The 22459-nt window shown below is 39.8% G+C and carries 19 protein-coding genes; 13 read left to right on the top strand and 6 right to left on the bottom strand.

What is annotated here, in order from left to right; genetic code table 11:
• Nucleotides 1-124 precede the first annotated feature (124 nt).
• From LVD16_RS21075 to LVD16_RS21060, 4 genes are read left to right on the top strand one after another with little or no spacing between them, the layout of a single operon-like run.
• On the top strand, nucleotides 125-1462 hold the full coding sequence (locus LVD16_RS21075) for an efflux RND transporter periplasmic adaptor subunit (protein WP_233770270.1): 1338 nt from the start codon (nucleotides 125-127) through the stop codon (nucleotides 1460-1462).
• A gap of 9 nt (nucleotides 1463-1471) precedes the next feature.
• Nucleotides 1472-2827 carry an ABC transporter permease gene (locus LVD16_RS21070; RefSeq protein WP_233770269.1) on the top strand — a complete coding sequence of 452 codons (1356 nt, stop codon included), beginning with the start codon at nucleotides 1472-1474 and terminating at the stop codon, nucleotides 2825-2827.
• 7 nt (nucleotides 2828-2834) lie between these two features.
• Nucleotides 2835-4277, top strand: a complete 1443-nt coding sequence (locus LVD16_RS21065; RefSeq protein ID WP_233770268.1) for a TolC family protein — start codon at nucleotides 2835-2837, stop codon at nucleotides 4275-4277.
• 38 nt (nucleotides 4278-4315) lie between these two features.
• Nucleotides 4316-4720 (top strand): hypothetical protein, encoded by a 405-nt coding sequence (locus LVD16_RS21060; RefSeq protein ID WP_233770267.1) that lies wholly within the window; start codon nucleotides 4316-4318, stop codon nucleotides 4718-4720.
• Between the two features lie 105 nt (nucleotides 4721-4825).
• On the opposite strand, the gene purB is transcribed toward LVD16_RS21060, so the two are convergent.
• Nucleotides 4826-6169, bottom strand: coding sequence for an adenylosuccinate lyase (purB, locus tag LVD16_RS21055; protein ID WP_233770266.1), 1344 nt, complete (start codon nucleotides 6167-6169; stop codon nucleotides 4826-4828).
• Nucleotides 6170-6356: 187 nt separating this feature from the next.
• On the opposite strand from purB, the gene LVD16_RS21050 reads away from it, so the two are divergent.
• The 5 genes from LVD16_RS21050 (at nucleotide 6357) to LVD16_RS21030 (ending at nucleotide 11996) form a co-directional block, all read left to right on the top strand.
• Complete coding sequence (locus LVD16_RS21050; RefSeq protein ID WP_233770265.1) at nucleotides 6357-7499, top strand: ferredoxin--NADP reductase; 1143 nt, start codon at nucleotides 6357-6359, stop codon at nucleotides 7497-7499.
• A 265-nt stretch (nucleotides 7500-7764) separates the two neighbouring features.
• Complete coding sequence (locus LVD16_RS21045; protein ID WP_233770264.1) at nucleotides 7765-9492, top strand: M3 family oligoendopeptidase; 1728 nt, start codon at nucleotides 7765-7767, stop codon at nucleotides 9490-9492.
• A 120-nt stretch (nucleotides 9493-9612) separates the two neighbouring features.
• Nucleotides 9613-10065, top strand: coding sequence for a DUF8788 domain-containing protein (locus tag LVD16_RS21040; RefSeq protein ID WP_233770263.1), 453 nt, complete (start codon nucleotides 9613-9615; stop codon nucleotides 10063-10065).
• The gene (locus tag LVD16_RS21035; protein WP_233770262.1) at nucleotides 10031-11764 is read left to right on the top strand and encodes a tetratricopeptide repeat-containing sensor histidine kinase; all 1734 of its coding nucleotides are present in this window, start codon (nucleotides 10031-10033) and stop codon (nucleotides 11762-11764) included. The genes LVD16_RS21040 and LVD16_RS21035 overlap by 35 nt, the downstream gene beginning before the upstream one ends.
• A 7-nt stretch (nucleotides 11765-11771) precedes the next feature.
• Entirely contained in the window at nucleotides 11772-11996 is a 225-nt protein-coding gene (locus LVD16_RS21030; RefSeq protein WP_233770261.1) for an ATP-binding protein, read from the top strand.
• On the opposite strand, the gene LVD16_RS21025 is transcribed toward LVD16_RS21030, so the two are convergent.
• The 5 genes from LVD16_RS21025 to LVD16_RS21005 form a co-directional block, all read right to left on the bottom strand.
• On the bottom strand, nucleotides 11993-12442 hold the full coding sequence (locus tag LVD16_RS21025) for a MarR family winged helix-turn-helix transcriptional regulator (RefSeq protein WP_233770260.1): 450 nt from the start codon (nucleotides 12440-12442) through the stop codon (nucleotides 11993-11995). The genes LVD16_RS21030 and LVD16_RS21025 overlap by 4 nt on opposite strands.
• Before the next feature lie 114 nt (nucleotides 12443-12556).
• Nucleotides 12557-13129, bottom strand: coding sequence for a YceI family protein (locus LVD16_RS21020; protein ID WP_233770259.1), 573 nt, complete (start codon nucleotides 13127-13129; stop codon nucleotides 12557-12559).
• Between the two features lie 135 nt (nucleotides 13130-13264).
• Nucleotides 13265-13519 (bottom strand): RNA-binding regulator, encoded by a 255-nt coding sequence (rbp, locus tag LVD16_RS21015; protein ID WP_233770258.1) that lies wholly within the window; start codon nucleotides 13517-13519, stop codon nucleotides 13265-13267.
• Nucleotides 13520-13806: 287 nt separating this feature from the next.
• Complete coding sequence (locus LVD16_RS21010; RefSeq protein ID WP_233770257.1) at nucleotides 13807-15048, bottom strand: alpha/beta hydrolase-fold protein; 1242 nt, start codon at nucleotides 15046-15048, stop codon at nucleotides 13807-13809.
• Between the two features lie 81 nt (nucleotides 15049-15129).
• On the bottom strand, nucleotides 15130-15855 hold the full coding sequence (locus LVD16_RS21005) for a tRNA1(Val) (adenine(37)-N6)-methyltransferase (RefSeq protein ID WP_233770256.1): 726 nt from the start codon (nucleotides 15853-15855) through the stop codon (nucleotides 15130-15132).
• 121 nt (nucleotides 15856-15976) lie between these two features.
• On the opposite strand from LVD16_RS21005, the gene LVD16_RS21000 reads away from it, so the two are divergent.
• From LVD16_RS21000 to LVD16_RS20985, 4 genes are all read left to right on the top strand, one after another.
• Complete coding sequence (locus LVD16_RS21000) at nucleotides 15977-17659, top strand: formate--tetrahydrofolate ligase (protein ID WP_233770255.1); 1683 nt, start codon at nucleotides 15977-15979, stop codon at nucleotides 17657-17659.
• Nucleotides 17660-17900: 241 nt separating this feature from the next.
• Nucleotides 17901-19805: a RecQ family ATP-dependent DNA helicase gene (locus tag LVD16_RS20995; RefSeq protein WP_233770254.1), complete on the top strand. Its 1905-nt coding sequence runs from the start codon at nucleotides 17901-17903 to the stop codon at nucleotides 19803-19805.
• A gap of 13 nt (nucleotides 19806-19818) precedes the next feature.
• The gene (locus tag LVD16_RS20990) at nucleotides 19819-20541 is read left to right on the top strand and encodes a phosphodiester glycosidase family protein (RefSeq protein WP_233770253.1); all 723 of its coding nucleotides are present in this window, start codon (nucleotides 19819-19821) and stop codon (nucleotides 20539-20541) included.
• Between the two features lie 22 nt (nucleotides 20542-20563).
• On the top strand, nucleotides 20564-21949 hold the full coding sequence (locus LVD16_RS20985) for a BNR repeat-containing protein (protein WP_233770252.1): 1386 nt from the start codon (nucleotides 20564-20566) through the stop codon (nucleotides 21947-21949).
• The last annotated feature ends 510 nt before the right edge of the window (nucleotides 21950-22459 follow it).

Here is a 22459-nt window from a genome sequence, read left to right as displayed (position 1 = left end):
GTAATGCAATAAAGTGAAAATCAGGTCGTTCGCTAACCAAATATGCAAAAACCGATTTAGCTATTTAAAGACTTATTTTTTGCAGAACCTTAACATTATCAACTATCACTTACCTTAATTACACATGAAAAAGGCTTTAATCATAGGCGGCATTGTAGTATCGTTGGTCATTATCTATTTTTTAGTTAGTGGCGGAGAGACTTCAGGAGGCGCAGAACTCATTTCAACCGTAGAAAAAGGAGATTTTGAAGTAAAAATCATCACTACGGGAGAATTGGAAGCGAAGAATTCAGTGGAAATTTTAGGTCCATCAGGCCTTAGAAATTTCAGAATTTATCAAGTAAATATTCAGAATATTGCCGAGGAGGGCACAGAGGTGAAAAAAGGCGATTGGATTGCCACTCTGGATCCATCGGAGCTTACTGGTAGAATATCAGACTTGCAGACCGAATTAGATACCAAAGAATCTGAGTATACCCAAACCAGATTAGATACTGCCCTTCAAATGAGACAAGCCAGAGACGAGCTCATCAACCTGAAGTATGCAGTAGAAGAAAAGGAGATTGTTTTGGAACAGTCTCAGTATGAGCCACCGGCTACTATCAAACAAGCACAAATAGACTTAGATAAAGCAAAAAGAGCCTATAGCCAGGCAAAAGAAAATTATAAAATCAAGTTGGAGCAAAATGCCGCTAAAATGCGTATTGCAGGCGGTTATTTAGGTAAAATAAGACGTGATTTTGGAGATTTAATGCAATTGAAGGAGTCATTCCAGATAAAAGCACCAGAAGACGGTATGATGATTTATCGTAAGGGTTGGGATGGAAAGCCTATAAAAGAAGGTTCACAGATCAGTGCCTGGGATCCTGTAGTGGCCACATTACCAGATCTTTCAGTAATGCTTTCTAAAACTTATGTAAATGAAGTAGATGTTAGAAAAGTGAAAGTAGGGCAGCCTGTGGAAATAGGATTAGATGCCTTCCCTGAGAAAGAGCTGAAAGGAAAAGTAATTAGTGTAGCCAACGTGGGTGAACAAAAGCCGAATACTGATGCCAAAGTTTTCCAGGTGAGTATTCAGTTAGAAGGTCATGATCCTCTTTTGAGACCCTCTATGACTACTAGCAATACCATCATTACCAAGAGTGTGGCAGATGTACTTCACATTCCGCTTGAAAGTTTGCACAATAAGAATGATTCTATCACCTATGTTTTCAAAAAGGAAGGGTTGAACATCACCAAGCAGGAAGTTAGTGTGGGTGAAACCAATGCAGATGCAGCTATCATTTTAGCCGGACTTGAAGAAGGTGACAAAGTGTATCTATCAATGCCAGGCGATGAGGATGGTGATGTGGATTTACTCCCTGAGCTTAATGGAAAAAGAAATCAAAAGAAAGAAGAAAAGCCTGCTAAAGAAGAAGCTGAGGCGAAAAAGGACATGAGAAGACCAAAGGGAGCTAGATAATTTGCAAGCATGATTAATCAAAGAGTTTTAGCAAATTTCTACATTGCTCTGGAGGCTGTTATGGCCAACCGTGTCAGATCTATTCTTACAGCGCTGGGAATCATATTTGGGGTGGCGGCAGTTATTGCCATGTTAGCCATAGGTAATGGAGCTCAGCAGGAGATTTTGGAGCAAATTAAGTTAGTGGGTGTTAATAACATTGTAATATCACCCATAGTAGAGCAAAAGGAAGAGAACCTGGCAGAAGGTGAGGCTGGTAGCCAAAAGAAAAAATTCTCTCCTGGGTTAACTACTAGAGACGTCAGTTCTATTAAAAGAGCCATTCCGGCGGTGAAAACCATTAGTCCGGAGATTATTCTGGATACCTATATTATCAAAAATGGTGTACGCCGTTCAGCAAAGTTGGTAGGTGTGGAGCCAAGCTATTTTAAGATTACCAACTTCGAACTTTTGGAAGGTAAGATGTTTAATGATGACCAACTCAAACGTGGTTCACCGGTTTGCATCATTGGAAAATCTATCCAAGCCAAATTCTTTCCTACTGAAGACCCAATTGGTAAAACAATCAAGTGTGGTAATAACTGGCTCACTATTGTGGGGGTGTTGAAAGAAAGGATTATCAGTGAACACAGTATCAATAACCTCGGAATCAGGGATTATAATATGGATGTGTACACGCCTCTTCAAACGGTACTTATCAGGTATAGAAATAGAGATTTGATTACGCAAGCTATGATCCAGCAGGCTAACCAGGCCAGCTTTGGTCGTGGAGGCACGGATGAGTCTGCTGAGGAAGAAGCTGAAAGAGAAAACTACAATCAGTTAGATAGATTGGTGGTGCAAGTGGATGAAACACAGCTGCTTAACCCAACAGCAGATGTGCTTTCCAGAATGTTACAAAGGCGCCATTTCGATGTGGTAGATTTTGAAATTGAAATTCCGGAGCTTTTACTAAAACAGCAGCAAAGAACCAATGACATCTTCAACTATGTACTTGGAGCCATTGCCGGCATTTCGCTACTGGTTGGCGGTATTGGTATTATGAATATCATGCTGGCATCGGTTTTAGAAAGGATAAAGGAGATAGGTTTGAGATTATCCCTTGGAGCTAGGAAGAGTGACATAGTAAATCAGTTTCTTTTCGAGTCTGTAATGATCAGTGTTACAGGAGGTATTATTGGAATTATTCTAGGGGTGACGCTGGCTTATGTGGTGTCCGAGTTCGCGGATATTCCAACTATTGTGTCCATCACTTCTATCATATTATCCTTCGGAGTAGCGGCCACGGTTGGGCTTATCTTTGGTATAGCACCAGCCCGTAGAGCAGCACAACAAGATCCTATTTCATCATTAAGATACGAGTAATTACACCATGAGATATTTACTAACTTTTTTATTCATTGCTGCAGTGGCTACAGCACATGCGCAGACTGTTTACACCCTGGAAAATATCATTGACAGGGCTCAGGCACAGTCTCCGGCCGCTAAAAGGGCAGAAACACTAAAGGAAAACCTTTATTGGCAGTACCGGTCATACCGATCTAATTATAATCCACAATTGAGATTAAGTGGTTCAGCACCAGACTATAACCTGGATTATTTTAGTAATAGGTTAGATGATGGTACCATCGTTTTTCAAAGTAGAGAGCAAATAAATTCCTACGTGAATTTAGGTGTGGAACAACCTTTAAAATGGACTGGGGGTACAATATCTGTTAACTCTAACCTTAGCCATTTCAAAGATATTCAGAGAGATTTAACACAGTATAATACTACGCTTTTCAATGTGCTGTTAGAACAGCCGCTTTTTGGTTTTAACAGCTTAAGATGGGATAATAGAACAGAACCTTTAAGATTTGAAGAGTCTAAGCGCAGTTATGTAGAAGAAATGGAATCTATCTCTTCAGTAGCTGTAGACAGGTTTTTTGCTTATCTATCAGCTCAAATCAATTTGCAGATTGCCCAGTTTAACCTGGCTAACAATGATACTATCTATAAAATTGAGCAAGGGAGGTACAACATTGGTACCACTTCGAAGGATAAACTTTTACAAGTGGAATTGCAGCTGTTGAGATCCAGGGAAGATGTGGCTGAAGCTCAATTAGATATGGAAACTTCCAGGTTGCTTTTAAGGACATATATTGGATTGTCGGGAGATGAATCAATACAATTGGTGTTGCCAGATTATATTCCAGAGTTTGAGGTGAAGCTGGGAGAAGCTTTGGAGTACGCCCGACAGAATAGAGCAGATTATATAGCGTTTGAGCGAAGGAAATTGGAGGCACAAAGGGAAGTGGCGCAAGCCAGGGCCAATAGGTTTCAGACAAACTTGAGGGCATCTTACGGTAGTAATAATGCCAGTTCAGATGTCGATAATCTTTACATAGATCCCAATAATCAGGTGAGAGCGAACATCACTTTCGATATTCCTATTTTAGATTGGGGACGAAACAAGTCCAGAATGCGTACTGCTATAGCTAATCAGCGATTGGTAGACTATACTATTGCCCAGGATGAGCAGACTTTTGAGCAGGAAATTCTCACGCAGGTAAGGCAGTTTGATGTATTGAGAACGCGTCTTGAAATTACTAAAAAGTCTGATGAGGTGGCTCAGGAAAGATATACTGTGGCTCAAAATCGCTATTTAATTGGTAAAATTGATATTACTAACCTTAATATAGCCCAAACAGAAAAAGATGATGCTAAAAGGGCATATATCAGTGCTTTACAGGCCTTTTGGTCGGCATATTTCAACTTAAGACGTCTGACCTTATATGATTTTGAGGCTAATAAGTTGCTTTATACTCACGAATAGTGGTGATTTTCAAGTGATTATTTCCTTATCTTTGTAGTATGGAAAAATGCATATTCAGCTTACTGATGTTGATTTTGACGATGGGGGGAGCTTTGGCTCAAGATAAGTTGGACTTTGGAAATACAAGTACTACTAGCCTGGAACCTACTTATAAATCCAAGAAAAAGGATTATAAGAATGAGCATTTGGTGAGTATTATTAAAACAAATACCAAAGGATTGCTTTTAGGAAACCGGTGTTTGCAAGATGTAACCAGAGATATGGGCTTTGAATACGTGGTTCAGCCAAAGCGTGAAAAGCTCTCAATGAATGGCTTTGAAAGGCTGATTCATAATTTTGGTGCGAAAGTGAAGATCACTTTTAAAAATGGACCATTCTGGAAGTTTAAGCTCAAGAAGAAAAGAAAGGAGTGCAAGCAGCAGACTGGTGACTTTGTAGGTTAGGCCGTGAGAGAATATTTAATGGATACGTTTGAATGAAATATCTAAAATAGAAAAGCCCGTGATTCAGTAAGAATCACGGGCTTTTCATTTATATCAAATGGGCGATTATAATCCTGTGTAGTTATATGGTGTGATCACTCTTAACTCAGCTTTTACTTCTTCACTAACATTTAGCGTTTCAATAAATGACTTAATAGTCTTTTCAGTGATAGCCTCATTAGTTCTGGTAAGGTCTTTCAAAGCCTCATAAGGTTTTGGATATCCCTCTCTTCTCAAAATGGTCTGGATAGCCTCAGCTACCACCGCCCAGTTTTCATCTAAATCGGCTTTAAGTGCAGCTTCATTCAGCTCAAGCTTACCTAGTCCTTTTTCTAATGATTTCAAAGCAATCAAGGTATGTGCTAAAGGTACACTCACATTTCTTAATACTGTAGAGTCTGTAAGGTCTCGCTGTAATCTTGAAATAGGTAATTTGGCGGAAAGATGCTCGAAAATAGCGTTAGCCATGCCTAAATTACCTTCAGCATTCTCAAAATCAATAGGATTTACCTTGTGAGGCATCGCTGAAGAACCAATTTCACCAGCTTTTATCTTTTGCTTGAAATAGTTTGATGAAACATACTGCCATACATCGCGGCTAAAGTCAATAAGGATGGTATTTATTCTTTTTAATCCATCAAATAAAGCGGCCAAATTATCATAATGCTCAATCTGAGTAGTAGGATGACTGCGCTCAAGACCTAAATAATCTTTCACGAATTTATTGCCAAAACTAACCCAGTCAGAATAAGGATATGCCACATGGTGTGCGTTGAAATTACCTGTTGCTCCACCGAATTTTGCTGAATATGGTACAGCGCTGAGCAATTCCAACTGCTTCATTACTCTGGCAGAAAACACCTTAAACTCTTTTCCCAGACGTGTAGGAGATGCCGGCTGTCCGTGAGTTTTAGCAAGCATTGGTATATCTTTCCAAAGCTCAGCATACTCTTCAATTTTAGCATTGATACTTGAAATTAATGGAAGAACCACTGTTTCAAGCGAATGCTTTAATGAAAGAGGAATAGCCGTGTTGTTTATGTCTTGCGAAGTAAGACCAAAGTGAATGTATTCTTTGAATTCACTTATGCCTATAGCATCAAATTTTTCTTTAATGAAGTACTCTACCGCTTTTACGTCATGGTTGGTGATCTTTTCGGTGTCTTTGATCTTCAGGGCATCATCCTCAGAAAAGTTTTTGTAGATGTCTCTTAACTGATTAAATAGTGATTGATCAAAGTTTTTTAACTGTGGCACCTCAGCTTCGCATAAGGCTATGAAATATTCTATTTCTACCCATACGCGATATTTTATCAGCCCAAACTCTGACAAATAAGGGGCTAATGTGGCTGTGTGTCTTCTGTATCTTCCGTCTATCGGTGAAAGTGCGGTAAGTGTATTTAAGTCCATCTTAAATGTTTGAATTAAAGAAGCGCAAAATTAATAAAATACAACGTAGCTGGCTTTAAGAAATGAGGATTAAATCACATCCATTTTTTCCAATTTATGTAGTTTTGTTCAGGGAAGCAGAAATGTGCTTTCTTAAACTCTAAGCAATTTAGGGTGTTGAAGAATAAGATGATTTAAAGCAGAAACAATGGCATTTAATTTTTTTAAGAAGAATAAAGATAAAGAAGAGAATAAAACTACACCTGCAGCAGCTACTACCAGCTCAGACAGATACATGAACTTAACAGTGGCAGATATTATTCAGGAAACTAAGGATGCAATCACAATTGTATTTGAAAAGCCTGCTAATGGAATCAACTATAAGTCAGGGCAGTTTCTTACGCTCATCTTGCCTATCAATGGAAAGGAAGTAAGAAGGGCTTATTCTCTATGTTCTTCACCATTTGTAGATGATCAACCAGCGGTTACAGTAAAGCGTGTAGAAGATGGATTAGTTTCTAACTGGCTACCCGATAACCTGAAAAAAGGTGATGCTGTGAAAATTATGGAGCCCATGGGAGTTTTTACTACCGAATTTGCTTCAACTAATAAAAGGCATTTGGTAATGTTTGCTGGCGGTAGCGGTATTACACCTATGATGTCTATCGCAAAATCATTATTAACGCAGGAGCCTGATAGTATCATTTCATTGATCTACTGCAATAGGGATATTGAAAGTGTAATTTTCAAAAGCACACTAGAAAAAATGGAGCTTGACTATGAAGGTCGTATCCACGTAATCCATGTGCTGGACCAGGCGCCTATGAACTGGCAAGGACATTCTGGTTTGCTTAACCATGACATGCTGCTTAAGATCTTCGAAAGAATACCTAGCTGGGGTGTAGAAAAAACTACTTACCTCATGTGCGGACCAGAAGGGATGATGGTAAACGTGCAGAAGCTATTGGAAGAGCAGAAAATAGAGAAGTCTAAAATATTTAAAGAAAGCTTCGTAGCCGGAACAATCGATAAAGAATTGAAAGCCGAAGGAGCAGAACCATCTTCAGATGAGATTGTAACCAGAGAAGTAACTGTTATTTACTCCGGTGAAGAACATAAGTTTGAAGTAGAGCCTGATACCACTATCCTTGAAAAAGCGCTTGATTTAGGTATAGACTTACCATTCAGTTGCCAAAGCGGACTATGCACGGCCTGTAGAGGAAAATGTTTATCAGGAAAAGTGAAGCTAGACGAAGAAGAAGGCCTATCCGAATCAGAAATAGAAGAAGGATATGTACTCACCTGCGTTGGCCACCCACTTACCGATGATGTAGTTATTGAAATAGGTTAAGGTGGTATAGTTGTTAGTAATGAGTATTGAGTAAATAGTATTGAGTAGTTAGTAATGAGTATTGAGTAAATAGTATTGAGTAGTTAGTAATGAGTAGTTAGTAATGAGTATTGAGTAAAAAGAAATAACCCAATAACCCAATAACCCAATAACCAATAACCAATAACCCAATAACTCAATAACCAATAACTCAATAACCCAATAACTCAATAACCCAATAACTCAATAACCAATAACAACAACCTCAACCAAAACAAAAAGAAAAATGAAAACCAACATAACCATACCAGAAAGAAACCCGAGGACCTTCTTACCAGAAGACTTTAAAGTAGATAACTGGGAGGGACTTGAACCATATTATACCGATCTTTTGAATAGAGAAGTTAACTCTAAAGATGAGTTACGCACCTGGCTGAAAGATCGAAGTGAATTGGAGTCTATCATATCTGAGGATATGGCCTGGAGATATATTAACATGACCAGGTACACGGATAACGAGGATAATGTAAAGGCCTATCAGCATTTTGTGCAGAATATTCAGCCTAAGATTGCTCCTTTTTCCGATAAATTGAATAGAAAGGCCGTTGAGAGCGAGTTTCTGAAAGAGCTGGAACAGGAGGAAGGTTTTGATATCATGATCAGAAGTCTGAGAAAGGATATTGAGATATTTAGAGAAGAGAATATTGAGGTATTTACTCAAATCCAGACTGAAACGCAAAAGTTTGGTCAGATCAATGGCGCTATGACTGTAGAGCTGGACGGCGAAGAGCTTACTTTACAGCAGGCAGCCGTTATTCTACAATCGCCAGATAGAGTTAAGCGTGAAGAAGTTTATCATAAGATAGCTGCCAGAAGGCTACAGGATAAAGATAAACTGAATGAGTTGTACACTACGCTTATTCAGCTGAGAGATAAGGCGGCTAAAAACGCTGGTTTCGATAACTTCAGAGACTATAAATTTAAGTCTATGGGCCGTTTTGATTACACGCCACAAGACTGTTTTGATTTTCATGCCTCAGTGAAAGCCGAAGTGGTGCCTATGCTCAGTGAGCAGGCGAAGGCCAGAAAGGCACAGCTCGGAGTAGATAAGCTTAGACCGTGGGATAAAGCTGTTGACCCTAAAAACAGAGAGGCTTTAAAGCCATTCACTTCAAGTAAAGATTTGACTAATAAAACCATAGAATGCTTTAAGCGTCTGGATCCGTTCTTAGGGCAGTGCCTTTCTATAATGGATACCATGGGACATTTGGATCTGGAAAGCAGAAAGGGCAAGGCTCCTGGAGGTTATAATTACCCATTGGCAGAGATTGGTGTGCCGTTCATTTTTATGAATGCTACCTCTACCTTAAGAGATATGGTAACTATCCTTCATGAAGGTGGTCATGCTGTTCATAGCTTCCTTACCCGTGATTTGGAGCTTACTGACTTTAAACATACACCTAGTGAAGTGGCGGAGCTTGCTTCCATGAGTATGGAACTGATCTCCATGGATCACTGGGATCTTTTCTTTGATAACGAAGAAGATTTAAACAGAGCTAAGAAAGAGCATCTTGAACAAATTATTGAGACCTTACCATGGGTGGCTACCATAGATAAATTCCAACATTGGATTTATGAAAATCCGAACCACACGGAGGAAGAAAGAAGTAAAGCATGGATAGAAATATTCGAAGCTTTCACTGATGATGTTACAGACTGGAATGGTTTAGAAGAGAATAAAAACTACCTTTGGCAGAAGCAGTTGCACCTATATGAAGTGCCATTTTATTATATTGAATATGGCATGGCACAGTTAGGAGCGGTAGCAGTATGGAAAAATTTTAAGGAGGATAATCAGAAAGGTTTAGAGGGGTATATGAATGCTCTGAAACTCGGCTATACTCGCTCCATACCAGAGGTATATGAGGCGGCGCATATCAAGTTCGATTTCAGTAAAAAATACATCAAAGAGTTGATGGATTTTGTGCATGATGAAATGAATAAAATTGTTTGATTAAATTAAGGTATTAATATTTTTTATTCATTTAATGCATATAATATTTGATCTGACGTGCATTTTAGCTAAACTTAAGTTTTCAAAACTTAACTTTTTAAACCTTAAAGTTTATAGCAAATGGCAATAGCTAAAACAGATGCGGATGCGCATATCCTGGTAATAGTGGACACACAATCTACTATTAAAAATGCAGAACAAGGGAAGGACCCGGTAGTATACTTAGTGGATGATGATCCTACTGAAGATACAGGACAAGGTTCAACTAATTTGGTGACAAATGTACCACCTAATGCAAAAGTAACATGGAAGCCGACGGCCATCAATAATGATGATACTGTTGAGCTTACAGCATTTGATGACAAAGGACCTGAGAATTTTTTTTCAACTCCTCCGGCACCAGAATCAGGTGATGATGACAATGCCTGGACTGGTGTAGTTGGTGATTTGCCAACTGGAAGTAAGGCTGCATATGGTTTCTACTTTTCAATTAATGGGCAAGGGAAATTTTATTTTGATCCTGAGATTGAGATAAAGAATGAGCCACCTCCCTCTAATAGCGGTAATGGATAATATTTGGAAAATATTGGTGCTTTCAGCATTAATCACATTTGTTTCTCTTCAGGCTTTAAAGGCTGAAGAGAAACTTAATTTAGATAGTTTAATAAAAGTACTCAATTCTGAGGTCATTATTCAAGATTCAAATAAGCTCCGGCTTTATTGGTTTATTTACTCTGACTATCCAGATCCGGATGTTCGAATTAATTATGCGATTAAGTCTATTAAACTTGCCAAGCAAGTTAACAGGTCCGAATGGTTGCATCATTCCTACTTACATTTAGGCTATGCTTATAAGTTAAAAGGTGACTTATACAAGGCATTAGAGGCTTTAATAAAAAGTGGGGAAAATGCCTATAATTCTAGATATAAAGCTACTGTCAATAATGCGATTGCATCAGTATATCGAATGCAAGGAAACTATACGACAGCTATTGGATACTATAAATCTTCAATAAAAATATTTCGAGAGGAAAATGATAGTTTAAAACTTGCTTCATCACTTTTGAATGCTGGAGAGCTTTATAGGTTAAATGATAGGCTTGATTCTGCTCTTTTATTTTTTGATGAATCTAAAGTAATTTATAACAGCATTCATTATACTATTGGAACAGCATATAATCAAGGAAATATCGGTCTGGTATATGCTGAGCAAGATAAATATGATTCTGCAGAATTATATCTAAATGAGGCTATAACCACTCTAGATAAACTAGGAGATAAATATCCTATCTCTGTTTACAACATTTCTATGGCAGATATCTGCCAAGACCGTGGAGAATATCAAAAAGCCTTAGAATATGCTCAAAATAGCTTCGATGTGGCTATGCAGGAAGGCTTTAAAGAGCAAGTAAGAGATGCCAGCCAAAAATTATCAGAGCTATATTCTGAAACAGGTGACTACCAAAAAGCTTTTCAATATCAAGGTAAGTATTTAGCTTATAAAGATAGTGTAGTAGATCAGGAAACTATCAGAAAGATGGCTGATATGCGTACCGAGTATGAGGTAAATCAAAAACAGACTGAGGTAGACCTGCTCGAGTCGGAAAAGAAGAGGCAGGAAATTATAGCAATATCTCTAGGTGTTGTTGCCATACTCATTACCATTGTGGCATTTCTACTTTATAAAAATAACAAACAGAGACGTAAGGTTAACTACTTATTAAAAGATCAAAAAGAAGAAATTGAGGCTCAGAGAGATCAGCTAGATGAACTAAATAGAACCAAAGATCGATTTTTCTCCATTATCTCACATGATTTAAGAGGCCCGGTGCATGCTTTTAAAGGCATGAGTCGTCTTATAAAGATATTGGTGGAGGAAGAGAACATTCAGGATCTTCGAGAGCTTAATGAGCATTTCGATAGTTCTGTGAATCAGCTCTCTACCTTGTTGGATGATTTACTTGATTGGGCCGTGGCACAGCAAGGGAATATTCCTCATAACCCTGAAAAAGTGGAGCTATCTACATTATCTGAAGGCCTTACAAAGTTATTTCAAAACATGGCAAGGGCTAAAAATATTCAGTTTGAATCTAAAATAGATCAGGACCTGGCTATTTGGGCGGATTTGAACTGTGTAAATACCATTCTTCGTAACATAGTGAATAATGCCTTGAAGTTTACACCAGATGGCGGTAAAATCACTTTATCGGCAAGAAAAGAAAAAAGATTTAATAGCTATTGCCGTACAGGATACGGGAATAGGTATAGCTAAAGATAAGATGGAGTCACTTTTTAGGCTAGATGAAAATAAGCGTTCGTGGGGTACAGATGGTGAAAAGGGCTTGGGTCTGGGTTTGCAGTTGGTATATCAGTTTACTGAGCTGAACTGCGGCTATGTAACCGTAGATAGTGTTGAAGGTGAAGGAAGTACGTTCACAGTATTTTTGCCGCTCTACAAGCATCAGCAGGAGAGTGTGGTGTTAGAAGAAGAGACTATGGTTTAGTCTCTCACCTTATCTAATAGCTCACTAAGTTGTCTGGCTTCCTGCTCTGTTAATGAACCCAGGCAGCAGTTCATTTGATCTACTGACTTATCCATTTTTTCTAAAAGCTGCAGACCTTCGTCGGTAATCACTACATCTACCAATCTACGGTCATCCGGGCAGGTAGTTTTCTTTACCCAGCCTTTCAGCGTGAGTCTGTCTACTATTCTGGATACATCGGAGTTTTTGTCCAGCATTCTTTCCTTAATAACTGAAGTAGAAATAGAGTCGGGGTGCTGACCACGAAGAATACGCAGTACGTTATACTGCTGGTTAGTAATGTTGTAAGGCTTAAAGAAGTCTTTATGTTTATTATTAAGCCAGCCTGAGGTGAAAATCAGGTTGAGCGTAGCTTTTTGGCACTCGCATTTAAACTTCTTCTGCTGTATTTCTTCTTCAAATTTCATAGTCAGATCATCAGACAACTTCAAAAATAAGCCATTTCCGCTTTTAAAGTCAAGTTGATATTAATGAAATATTAAATTATAGCTATTTCATTAATATCAACTTAGAGTAGGATACTATTGTTTCTGTAACTCTATGTTACATGTAATTTCTACTTCATCGCCAACTACCGCACCACCTGCTTCTGTTAAGGCGCTCCATTTCAGGCCGTATTCAGTTCTGTCTACAATGCCAGTTAATTTAAAGCCAGCCTTGGTGTTTCCATAAGGATCTTTTACAGTTCCATTATATTTCACATCAAATGAAACTTCTTTGGTAGTGCCGTGCATGGTGAACTTACCAGTAAGCTTATACTTAGAGCCACTTTTCTTTAATTTCCCTTTAAAAGTGATCTCTGGGTATTTCGCAGCATCAAAGAAGTCTGCTGATTTAAGGTGTTCGTCTCTTTTTTCATTATCTGTGTCGATGGATGCAGTTTTAGCTGTAAATGTTACATCAGCTCCGTCGAAATCTTCTTTGCTACTGGTTACCGTAGCATCGAATTCATTAAATGAACCTTCGGTTTCGCTAATCACCATGTGTGAAACGCTGAAACCAATTTTGCTGTGTGCCTGATCCATTACCCAAGTTTGAGCAAATGCAGCACTTGAAGCTAAAAGAAGTGCCGCTGCACTAAATAATTTTTTCATGTCTGGTTAATATTTTAAATGATGATACAAACATAATAAATGTTTAAACATTAATGTCTAAACAATGAAAAAATTTTTCATAAAAAAAGCGGGCTTCAAAAGCTCCGCTTGGAATACCGATAAATTTATTAATGCTTAATAACTTTCAGTCTTAGGTCTGGCTTCTTTAACAACGATTGTTCTACCGTCAAATTCAGATTCGTTTAAAGTGTTGATAGCCTCTCTTGCGGCATTATCATCAGGCATTTCTACGAATCCAAAACCTTTAGATCGTTGTGTTTCTCTGTCAAAGATTACTTTAGCGGAGGTTACTTCACCAAAGGCTTCAAATTGTCTCTGTAGGGCGTCGCTTGTAGTACGATAGTTTAACTTTGCTACAAAAATGTTCATTGTAAAATAAATTAATTAAATAAAACTGCTTGATGATAAAACGTAGCAAAGGTCATTGAGTTTAAGGCCGAAGCTAATAGTTTATAGCGCAAACATTAATATAAAGATAAGAAAGACTTTGGTTAAAACTAATTATACAGGCTTTAGTTTAGGATCAATTTTTTGTTAATTCCACATTTTTATTACTCGAATACTTTTATGAATTATTTGAATAATAAAATCGGCATAGCTCCATCATTTATTCCTCAATTTGGCCCAATTCCAGCGAAATTTGAATACTGATCTTCTCACTTTAGGGCTTCAAGTCTTTGAATTTCTTTAACTATAAAATCTGTATCATTTCCATTCCTCTGAGCAAGAGCCATAGCTTGTTTCAGATTTGAAATGGCCAGTGTTATATCTGCGTTTTTTTCATATGCCTGACCCAGGGCTATGAGAGCAGCTGATGAAAAGGGACGATACTCAGCCCAACGCTTAATGACCTCAATGCCTTCATCCAGTTGGCCTTCTTTCACCAGGTGCGGGCCTATCCAACTTAGCCTTCTCACACTGTTCCAGCGCTCTGCCCGTGGTAATATCTTGAAGCCGTATATGTTAGAGAGCTGGCTGTAATAAGCATCCAGATTATCCATGGCTGGCCCCGGGGCTTTTATTATGTCCCGATAGTCTGCTGCCCATAGTTCGGGTGGAAAGATCATGTTCAGTGCTTCCTGTAATCCTGGTAGTGCAATGTCATAGTGACCTTCGTTCTCAAATACTTTGCTAATGAACTTAAAATTTTCATTTCTAAAAGGGGCTAATCGCCTTTCCAGTTCTTTGATGTTTTTCAGTATCATGGGGGCTGTTCCTCTACCATCAGAAGAGTCAGAGGCCACATAGAGATAGCCTTTTGATCTGGTGGAGGGTTCATTTACCACTAAATCTATGAGACTTTCTCCCTCTCTGTAGCCCATGCCCAAGATGTCTCCACTGGCCATGGTGATGTGCGCACTAAATAGACCTGGTTCTTTAATTAAGGTATGAAAAGCATAAATAGAGGTGCCGGATAGACCCATTATCATACTGAAATTATTTATCCGATAGCTAGACCTTACATGAGGAAGTAGTTCATCTTTGATAAATAATGTAAAAGGATCAGGGTCTTCGCCAAAAGGAAGTTGCTTCCATGAGGCGGGCCAAAAGTCACTGCCGTTAGTATAAAGCTTGGGCACCACCGGATCTTCAACTAAACTAATTACCACTGTTTCGGGCATTCGTTCCATAGCACTTAAATGCTGTACCACACCAGACACCATAAAGAAAAACTCATCTTCCAACAGTAAAAGCACCGGGTATGTGTGCTCTTCTGATACTTCGTAAAAACTCTGGGGCAAGTAGATGTTAATAGCCCTTTCTTCATTAAGAATTTTAGAATGTATTACCTCTTGGTGAGCATAGATAAGCGGATGCTCATGCTTGTATGCTTGTTGTGAAAAGACAGGTATTGCAAAGAATATGGACAGCAGATTTAGTAAGATTAGGCGAGTCATAGCTGTGGCGTTTTTACTCACCTAAGTTTGTTATAATTATACAAACATGTTACTTACACCGTGTTAAAGAAATGTTAACGCTTACTTTAATCGCGTATAGAAGGCCTTAGTCAAAGCTCGGTAATCATCAGTCCAGCCGTTTTCTGAATTATAATGTACGAGTTCTGTTGTTAAAATCTCCTGCTCTTTTCGGCCAAACTCCAATAGCCATCTTTCCTGTGGTTTCTCGATCTTGCTAAAGAAGGCGGTTTGTCTATGAAGATGCAGTGAAAATTCTTGGGCCATTTTTATAAACGCCAGACCTTCCAGGTAGGGGAGGATAACGCTGAATAAGCCATGCTCTGAGAGTAAATGATCTACTGCCTTAAGCAAATCTGCCTGACTTAATGTGCTATTATGCCTGGCCTGATGTCTGTCTTTGCCTGCGGCCTCAGTGCTACCTTGCTGGAAAAACGGAGGATTACTCACCACCAAATCGTATTTTCCTTTGGGCTGATTTTCAATGAATTCTTGTAAATAGATATTTGTTGCTTCCAAGCGATCACCCCAGGGAGAGTGGTTGAAATTATGATTGGCTTCAGTTACAGCTTCCTCACTTATGTCTATAGCCTGGATGTAGCTTTTTGTAGATCTTTGAGCCATCATCAGGGCGATAACGCCGGTCCCAGTACCGATATCCAGAATATGTTGTGCATCCGTCACCTGAGCCCAGGCACCGAGCAGAACGCCATCTGTACCTACCTTCATTGCAGACTTTTCTTGTGTGACGCTGAATTCCTTAAAATCGAACTGATGTTTTCTCCTCATTGCCAGCAAAGATAGCTGATCTGCGGTGGATGGTTCTAAAGGCCATTAAATCTTTCTTTTTTCAGCTGTAATATTAACTTTGTCGCTCTTAAAACCCGAATTGAATAATATTTTGACTTTTATGACTACTGAATATAAATCTGACCTTGAAATAGCTCAGTCTACTGAGTTGCAACATATAAGAGATATAGCCCAAAGTGTAAGCATTTCTGAGGATGACCTGGAGATGTATGGTAAGCACAAGGCAAAATTGCCTCTATCACTCATAGATGAAGAAAAAATAGCCCAGAGTACCTTGATCTTGGTCACTGCCATGACGCCTACACCGGCCGGAGAGGGTAAAACTACTACTTCAATTGGACTGACAGAGGGGCTTAATAAACTAGGCAAGAAAACGACAGTAGTTCTTCGTGAGCCTTCATTAGGACCTGTTTTTGGTATGAAAGGTGGAGCTGCCGGTGGTGGATACAGCCAGGTTGTGCCTATGGAAGATATCAACCTGCATTTTACTGGCGACTTTGCAGCTATAGAAAAAGCTAATAATCTACTAGCAGCCTTGATTGATAACAATATTCAGTCGAAAACAGACAATTTGGGCATAGATCCGCGTACTGTGGAGTGGAAGCGTGTGATGGATATGAACGATCGTGGACTGAGAAATATCATATCAGGCATGGGTGGCAAGGCTGGTGGAATGATGCGGGAGACCGGATTTAATATTACCGCAGCTTCTGAAATTATGGCGATACTTTGTCTGGTAAAAGATATAGAAGACCTTAAGGAGAAAATGGGTAACATCTATATTGGCGATACCTTCAGTGGAGAGGCTGTTTTTGTGAAAGATCTGGGAGCTGAAGGTGCCATGGCAGCTTTGCTCAAAGATGCTATAAAACCTAACCTGGTTCAGACATTGGAAGGTAATCCTGCAATTATTCACGGAGGACCATTTGCCAACATAGCGCAAGGAACTAATTCTATCATAGCTACAAAAATGGGGATGTCACTCACTCCTTATGTGGTTACTGAGGCTGGTTTCGGAGCAGACCTGGGAGCGGAAAAGTTTTTGAATATCAAGTGTGGTTATGCAGGGCTATCACCCAAGGCTATTGTGGTAGTGGCTACAGTGAGGGCGCTTAAATATCATGGTGGTCAGAGCCTTACTGATCTGAAGCAGCCGAATACGACCCATTTAGTGAAAGGATTGGACAACCTGGAGAAGCACATAGAAAATGTGAAATTGTATGGAGTGCAGCCAGTTGTCTCTATCAACAAGTTTGCGACTGATACAGAAGAGGAATTAAAGATAGTAAAAGAAAGATGTGAGGAACTAGGTGTGAAATGTGCCATAGCAGAAGGTTGGGAGCATGGAGGAAACGGAACCACAGAGCTAGCATCAGAAGTATTAAAAGCCATAGATGAATGTACGGGCACTTACAAACCGGTGTATGACTGGAACTGGAGCATTGAAGACAAGATAGAAGCCGTAGCGCGTAAGGTATATGGAGCCAGAGATGTAGAGTTTTTGCCAAAAGCCAAGCAAAACCTAAAGAAAATTGCCCGCGTAGGACTTAGCGATAAGCCTATTTGCATAGCCAAAACACAGAGCTCATTCAGTGATGACCCTAAACAATTAGGAAGACCGCAGAATTTCACTTTAACTGTAAGAGAAATTGAAATAGCCGCGGGGGCAGGCTTCTGCATCCCGATAACCGGGAATATGCTTAGGATGCCAGGTTTGCCGGCCGTACCTGCCGCCATCAACATGGATATTGATAATGATGGTAAGATTTCTGGATTGAGTTAAGATTAACCTCATCCCTAGCTCTTCTCCTCTTAAGACAAGGGCTAGGAATGAGATATACAGGCTTCTCTAAAAAACGTCACTCCGGCCGCAGCTCAGCGGAGAGGGGGAGTCCAATCTTTCTCAACCACCCAAACCCTAGCTACTAAGCCTAGCCCCAACCATCCTCCAACCACCACCATAACAGCACTTTCCAACCCTAATCCTAGCCAACAATAAATTTTTCTACGTATCTTTTCCCGCTATGAAACCGACGCTGGAGGTACTGAAGAAATATTGGGGCTATGATAGCTTTAGGGCTGTACAGGAAGATATCATCAATGCTGTGCTGGATAAGCATGATGTATTGGCGCTGTTGCCTACCGGTGGAGGTAAGTCAGTATGCTTTCAGGTGCCTGCTATGCTGCTGGATGGTGTGTGCATAGTGATTACTCCTTTGATTGCCTTGATGAAAGATCAGGTGGAACAGCTCAACCGTAGAGGGATAAAGGCGACGGCCATTTATTCTGGTATGAGCAAGAAGGAGATTGACATCAAGCTGGATAACTGCGTGTTTGGTAATATAAAATTTCTTTATGTTTCTCCCGAAAGGCTTCAGACAGAACTCTTTCAGGAGCGTCTCAAACGAATGACGGTTGGGCTATTAGCAGTAGATGAATCGCACTGTATTTCTCAATGGGGCTATGATTTCAGACCTTCTTACCTGCATATCGCAGAGATAAGGGAGTTGATTCCTGAGGTGAACATTGTAGCACTAACCGCTACAGCCACACCAGAGGTTAAGGAAGATATTCAGGAGAAGCTACAATTCACAAATCAAAAAGTATTTCAGAAAAGTTTTTCCAGAAGTAATCTTTCCTATTCGGTTCGTAAGGTGGAAGATAAGGATAGAAAGCTGCTTGAGGTACTTCGAAATGTGAAGGGCACGGCCATAGTATATGCCAGAAGTAGAAAAGGGACCAAGGATATTGCCCAGTTTTTATATAGAAATGGGATATCAGCCGATTTTTATCATGCAGGCCTTACTCATGAAGAGCGGGTAAGAAAGCAGGAAGATTGGATAAATGACAAGCGCAGAGTGATGGTGGCCACCAATGCTTTTGGTATGGGTATCGACAAACCGAATGTGCGGGTAGTGGTGCATATGGAGTTGCCTCAAGATATTGAATCTTACTATCAGGAAGCGGGCAGGGCTGGACGTGATGAGAAAAAGGCCTATGCGGTGATCATTCATAATCATTCTGATGTGGAAGACCTGATGGCTCGTGTGAAGCAGCAGTACCCGTCTGTAGATTACATGAAGAAGATATACCAATGTCTGGCTAATTACTATAAACTGGCGGTAGGAAGTGGAGAAGGGCAGAGCTTCAATTTTGAGATACAGGCCTTTTCAGATAATTATAACCTTCAGCATATGGAGGTGTATTATGCGCTTAAAAAGCTGGAAGAGGAAGAGCTGATTCAATTTACGGAGAGCTTTTACAACCCATCACGAGTTCATATTATTCCGGATAACAGAAGATTATATGAATTTCAGATTGCTAATGCTAAGCATGATGTTTTCCTTAAGGTGCTACTTAGAATTTGTGGAGGGGAGCTGTTTAACAATTTTATGAAAATATCAGAGTCACAGATTTCCAGTATGCTTGGAATACCTGAAAAGGAGGTAGTACGACAGCTACAACGCTTAGCTGAATTAGAGGTGATTGCTTATGATGAGCGCAAGGATAAACCCCAAGTAATCTTTACAACCCCTAGAAAAGATGCTACCACTTTAAAGCTGAACACCAAAAGGCTAAAGGAACGAGAGGATAATGCCATCTCTAAGGTGAATTCCATCACCAAATACGTAGAGTCTACCGAAGAATGTCGCACCAAAATGCTGCTGGAGTACTTCGGTGAGCTGGACTATGACTCCTGCGGAGTATGCGATGTATGTATAAGTCAAAAGCATGAAAAGGAACATGTAGATCATGATCACTATCACCATCAAATAGTGCATTTGGTAGGAGAAGAGCAGCTCACCATAGAAGAACTTATGGACAAAATAGCCCCCAAGGAAAAAGAGACTTTCCTTGACATCATCCGCGAGATGATTGATAGTGGTGAGTTAATGTATGATGACCAGTGGAGGCTGGTGCAGGGGTAGTTGATTTTAATACATGAAACGATATATTTTCTTTATACCGGCCCTTCTGATAATTACTGCATTCATTATGTCACCTCAGAGCTATGTGGTGGATGAAGAGCTATTTGTGATGCACGAGGTAGATCCTGCTCTTGGTGATCTGAGGATGTTTTGGAGAGATGCCGACGGAAAGATTTACGGTTCCCTGTCAAGACTAAGAAAATCAGTGGAGCAAGAAGGAAATACTTTAAGGTTTGCAATGAATGGAGGGATGTATCTTAGGGACCAAAGTCCACAAGGATTATATATTGAAAATGGTGAATTAAAGAGTGAAATAAACCTTAAAAATTCTACTTATGGCAATTTTTACATGCAACCCAACGGTATATTTTATCTCACAGAAAACGGAGATGCAAATGTGATAACAACTTCCGAATTTAAGCATAGTTCAGATGTTACTTACGCCACTCAGTCTGGACCAATGTTACTCATCAAAGGCGAATATCATCCCAAATTCATGATGGGATCTTCAAATTTGCACATAAGAAATGGTGTAGGGATACTTCCTAATGGACATGTGTTGTTTGCAATGTCCAAAAAGCCGGTTAATTTTTATGATTTTGCCACTTTGTTCAAGCAAAATGGATGTGAAGATGCCCTTTATTTAGATGGCTTTGTGTCAAGAACATATTTGCCGGAGAAGAAATGGATACAGGAAGATGGAGGTTTTGGGGTGATCATTGGAGAGGTAAAGTGATTTCAATACAAATAGGTCCGTTATGAAAAAAACAACCATCATAATACTTCTCGCCCTCGTATCAATCCCTATTTTATATCTTGGCATCCAGGTAAAAGAAAAGTTCGATTTTGTAAGTGAATTAAGGGACGATCCTGATTCGATTCATACCACAGATACAATAAGTACCTCAGGCGCCATCGAGATTACATCTGTAGGGCAAGGCTGGGCCAGAAATTCGGTGAATACCGTTATTTTCAGAAAAAATTCGCTCATTACTCATGATGGTGTTCAATACATTGCTTACTATAATGCTGATGCACAGCTGGTTTTAGGCAAGAGAAAAGTAGGAGCTAGAGCCTGGTTTACGCAGGTCACGGCTTATGAAGGGCATGCGCAAGATGCTCATAATGATATCAGCGTTACAGTTGATGGAGATGGTTATTTGCATGTCTCCTGGGATCATCATGATACACCATTAAGATATGCTCGTAGCGTATCGCCAGGTTCATTGGAATTAAGCAAGGAAATGATCATGACCGGGAGCCAGGAAAGTAAAGTTTCATATCCGGAGTTTTACAAACTGCCGGGTGGCGACTTGCTGTTTTTCTATAGAGATGGCAGCTCGGGCAACGGTAGTTTGGTGATGAATAAATATGATCATAAGAACAAGACCTGGCATCGTCTTCAAGATCAGTTGATTGATGGAGAAGGCCAACGCAATGCTTATTGGCAGGCCTGTGTAGATGCTTCGGGAACTATCCATTTGTCCTGGGTGTGGCGTGAAAGCCCTGATGTAGCCTCTAATCATGATTTATGCTACGCAAAATCATCTGATGGCGGAGTTACATGGCAAACATCGAATGGGCAAAGGTATCAGTTGCCAATAACCATCAATACCGCTGAGACAGTACAAGCCATTCCACAAAATAGTGAGCTGATTAATCAAACTTCTATGGTTGCTAATAGCCAGGGAGATCCCTTTATTATCAGCTATTGGAAACCGAAAGGTTCAGATGTGCCTCAGTATCAGTTAGTCTATAAAAATCGGGATTGGAAAGTAGAGAACCTCTCATTTCGCTCTGAGCCCTTTAGTCTAAGTGGTATGGGCACCAAGAAGATACCGATATCTCGTCCCCAGATTTTGGTAACAGAAGATCAGGTTTTCGTCATTTTTCGAGATGCTGAAAGAGATAATCGTATTTCGGTTGCACAAAATAAAATGCCCTTTAAAGACCCCTGGACCATTACTGACCTCACAGGTAGTGGCTATGATTCCTGGGAGCCCACCCTTGATAGTGAACAGTGGCATCAAAATCATGTCATCAGCCTTTTTTTACAGAAAACAGACCAGATAGACGGCGAGGGGTTATCCGATCAGCCAGCTAGCGTGGTGGAGGTCCTGGATTGGAAGGTGCCTTTAGATTAATACGCTATTTGTGGTCTACCGTAGGGTGACTGTTAAATTCGAATAGCTAGACTCGAACGGTCTGCATTTCATAGATCGGTATAATGAAGTTACAAACTTCATTTCATGTTTAGGTTTGAAGTGATCCTGTCGGAACACTCCAAATAGCAATTCGTCATCAACGCTATTTGTAGTCTACCGCAGGGTGACTGCAAATCAATAATGGAAACCAGGGTCTGTGACCCGGAGTTTGAGCACGAACCTTTATATTTTTGAGGGGCGTTTAACTCGAATTGTCAAACTTGAACGGCCTGCATTTCATAGATCGGTATAATTAAGTTACAAACTTCATATCATGTTTAGGTTTGAAGTGATCCTGTCGGAACACTCCAAACAGCACTTCCAAACAGCAATCTATCATTAACGCTGTTTGTAGTCTACCGTAGGGTGACTGCAAATCAACAATGGCAACTAGGGTCTGTGACCCGGAGTTTGAGGCTAAACCTATATTTAAAAGGATATCTTAACTCG

Origin of the sequence: Fulvivirga ligni (assembly GCF_021389935.1) — a bacterium.
Taxonomy (GTDB): Bacteria; Bacteroidota; Bacteroidia; order Cytophagales; family Cyclobacteriaceae; genus Fulvivirga; species Fulvivirga ligni.
This window is presented reverse-complemented; position numbering and strand designations above follow the sequence as displayed.

Excerpts from the sequence above, each read along its gene's own strand:
- LVD16_RS20990 (WP_233770253.1), top strand. The coding sequence starts at position 19,819 with ATGAAACGATATATTTTCTTTATACCGGCCCTTCTGATAATTACTGCA.
- LVD16_RS21005 (WP_233770256.1), bottom strand. The coding sequence starts at position 15,855 with ATGAGGAGAAAACATCAGTTCGATTTTAAGGAATTCAGCGTCACACAA.
- LVD16_RS20995 (WP_233770254.1), top strand. The coding sequence starts at position 17,901 with ATGAAACCGACGCTGGAGGTACTGAAGAAATATTGGGGCTATGATAGC.
- LVD16_RS21000 (WP_233770255.1), top strand. The coding sequence starts at position 15,977 with ATGACTACTGAATATAAATCTGACCTTGAAATAGCTCAGTCTACTGAG.
- LVD16_RS21010 (WP_233770257.1), bottom strand. The coding sequence starts at position 15,048 with ATGACTCGCCTAATCTTACTAAATCTGCTGTCCATATTCTTTGCAATA.
- LVD16_RS21075 (WP_233770270.1), top strand. The coding sequence starts at position 125 with ATGAAAAAGGCTTTAATCATAGGCGGCATTGTAGTATCGTTGGTCATT.
- LVD16_RS21030 (WP_233770261.1), top strand. The coding sequence starts at position 11,772 with ATGGAGTCACTTTTTAGGCTAGATGAAAATAAGCGTTCGTGGGGTACA.
- LVD16_RS21050 (WP_233770265.1), top strand. The coding sequence starts at position 6,357 with ATGGCATTTAATTTTTTTAAGAAGAATAAAGATAAAGAAGAGAATAAA.
- LVD16_RS21035 (WP_233770262.1), top strand. The coding sequence starts at position 10,031 with ATGAGCCACCTCCCTCTAATAGCGGTAATGGATAATATTTGGAAAATA.
- LVD16_RS21070 (WP_233770269.1), top strand. The coding sequence starts at position 1,472 with ATGATTAATCAAAGAGTTTTAGCAAATTTCTACATTGCTCTGGAGGCT.
- LVD16_RS21025 (WP_233770260.1), bottom strand. The coding sequence starts at position 12,442 with ATGAAATTTGAAGAAGAAATACAGCAGAAGAAGTTTAAATGCGAGTGC.
- LVD16_RS21060 (WP_233770267.1), top strand. The coding sequence starts at position 4,316 with ATGGAAAAATGCATATTCAGCTTACTGATGTTGATTTTGACGATGGGG.
- LVD16_RS21065 (WP_233770268.1), top strand. The coding sequence starts at position 2,835 with ATGAGATATTTACTAACTTTTTTATTCATTGCTGCAGTGGCTACAGCA.
- LVD16_RS21045 (WP_233770264.1), top strand. The coding sequence starts at position 7,765 with ATGAAAACCAACATAACCATACCAGAAAGAAACCCGAGGACCTTCTTA.
- LVD16_RS21040 (WP_233770263.1), top strand. The coding sequence starts at position 9,613 with ATGGCAATAGCTAAAACAGATGCGGATGCGCATATCCTGGTAATAGTG.
- rbp (WP_233770258.1), bottom strand. The coding sequence starts at position 13,519 with ATGAACATTTTTGTAGCAAAGTTAAACTATCGTACTACAAGCGACGCC.
- LVD16_RS20985 (WP_233770252.1), top strand. The coding sequence starts at position 20,564 with ATGAAAAAAACAACCATCATAATACTTCTCGCCCTCGTATCAATCCCT.
- LVD16_RS21020 (WP_233770259.1), bottom strand. The coding sequence starts at position 13,129 with ATGAAAAAATTATTTAGTGCAGCGGCACTTCTTTTAGCTTCAAGTGCT.
- purB (WP_233770266.1), bottom strand. The coding sequence starts at position 6,169 with ATGGACTTAAATACACTTACCGCACTTTCACCGATAGACGGAAGATAC.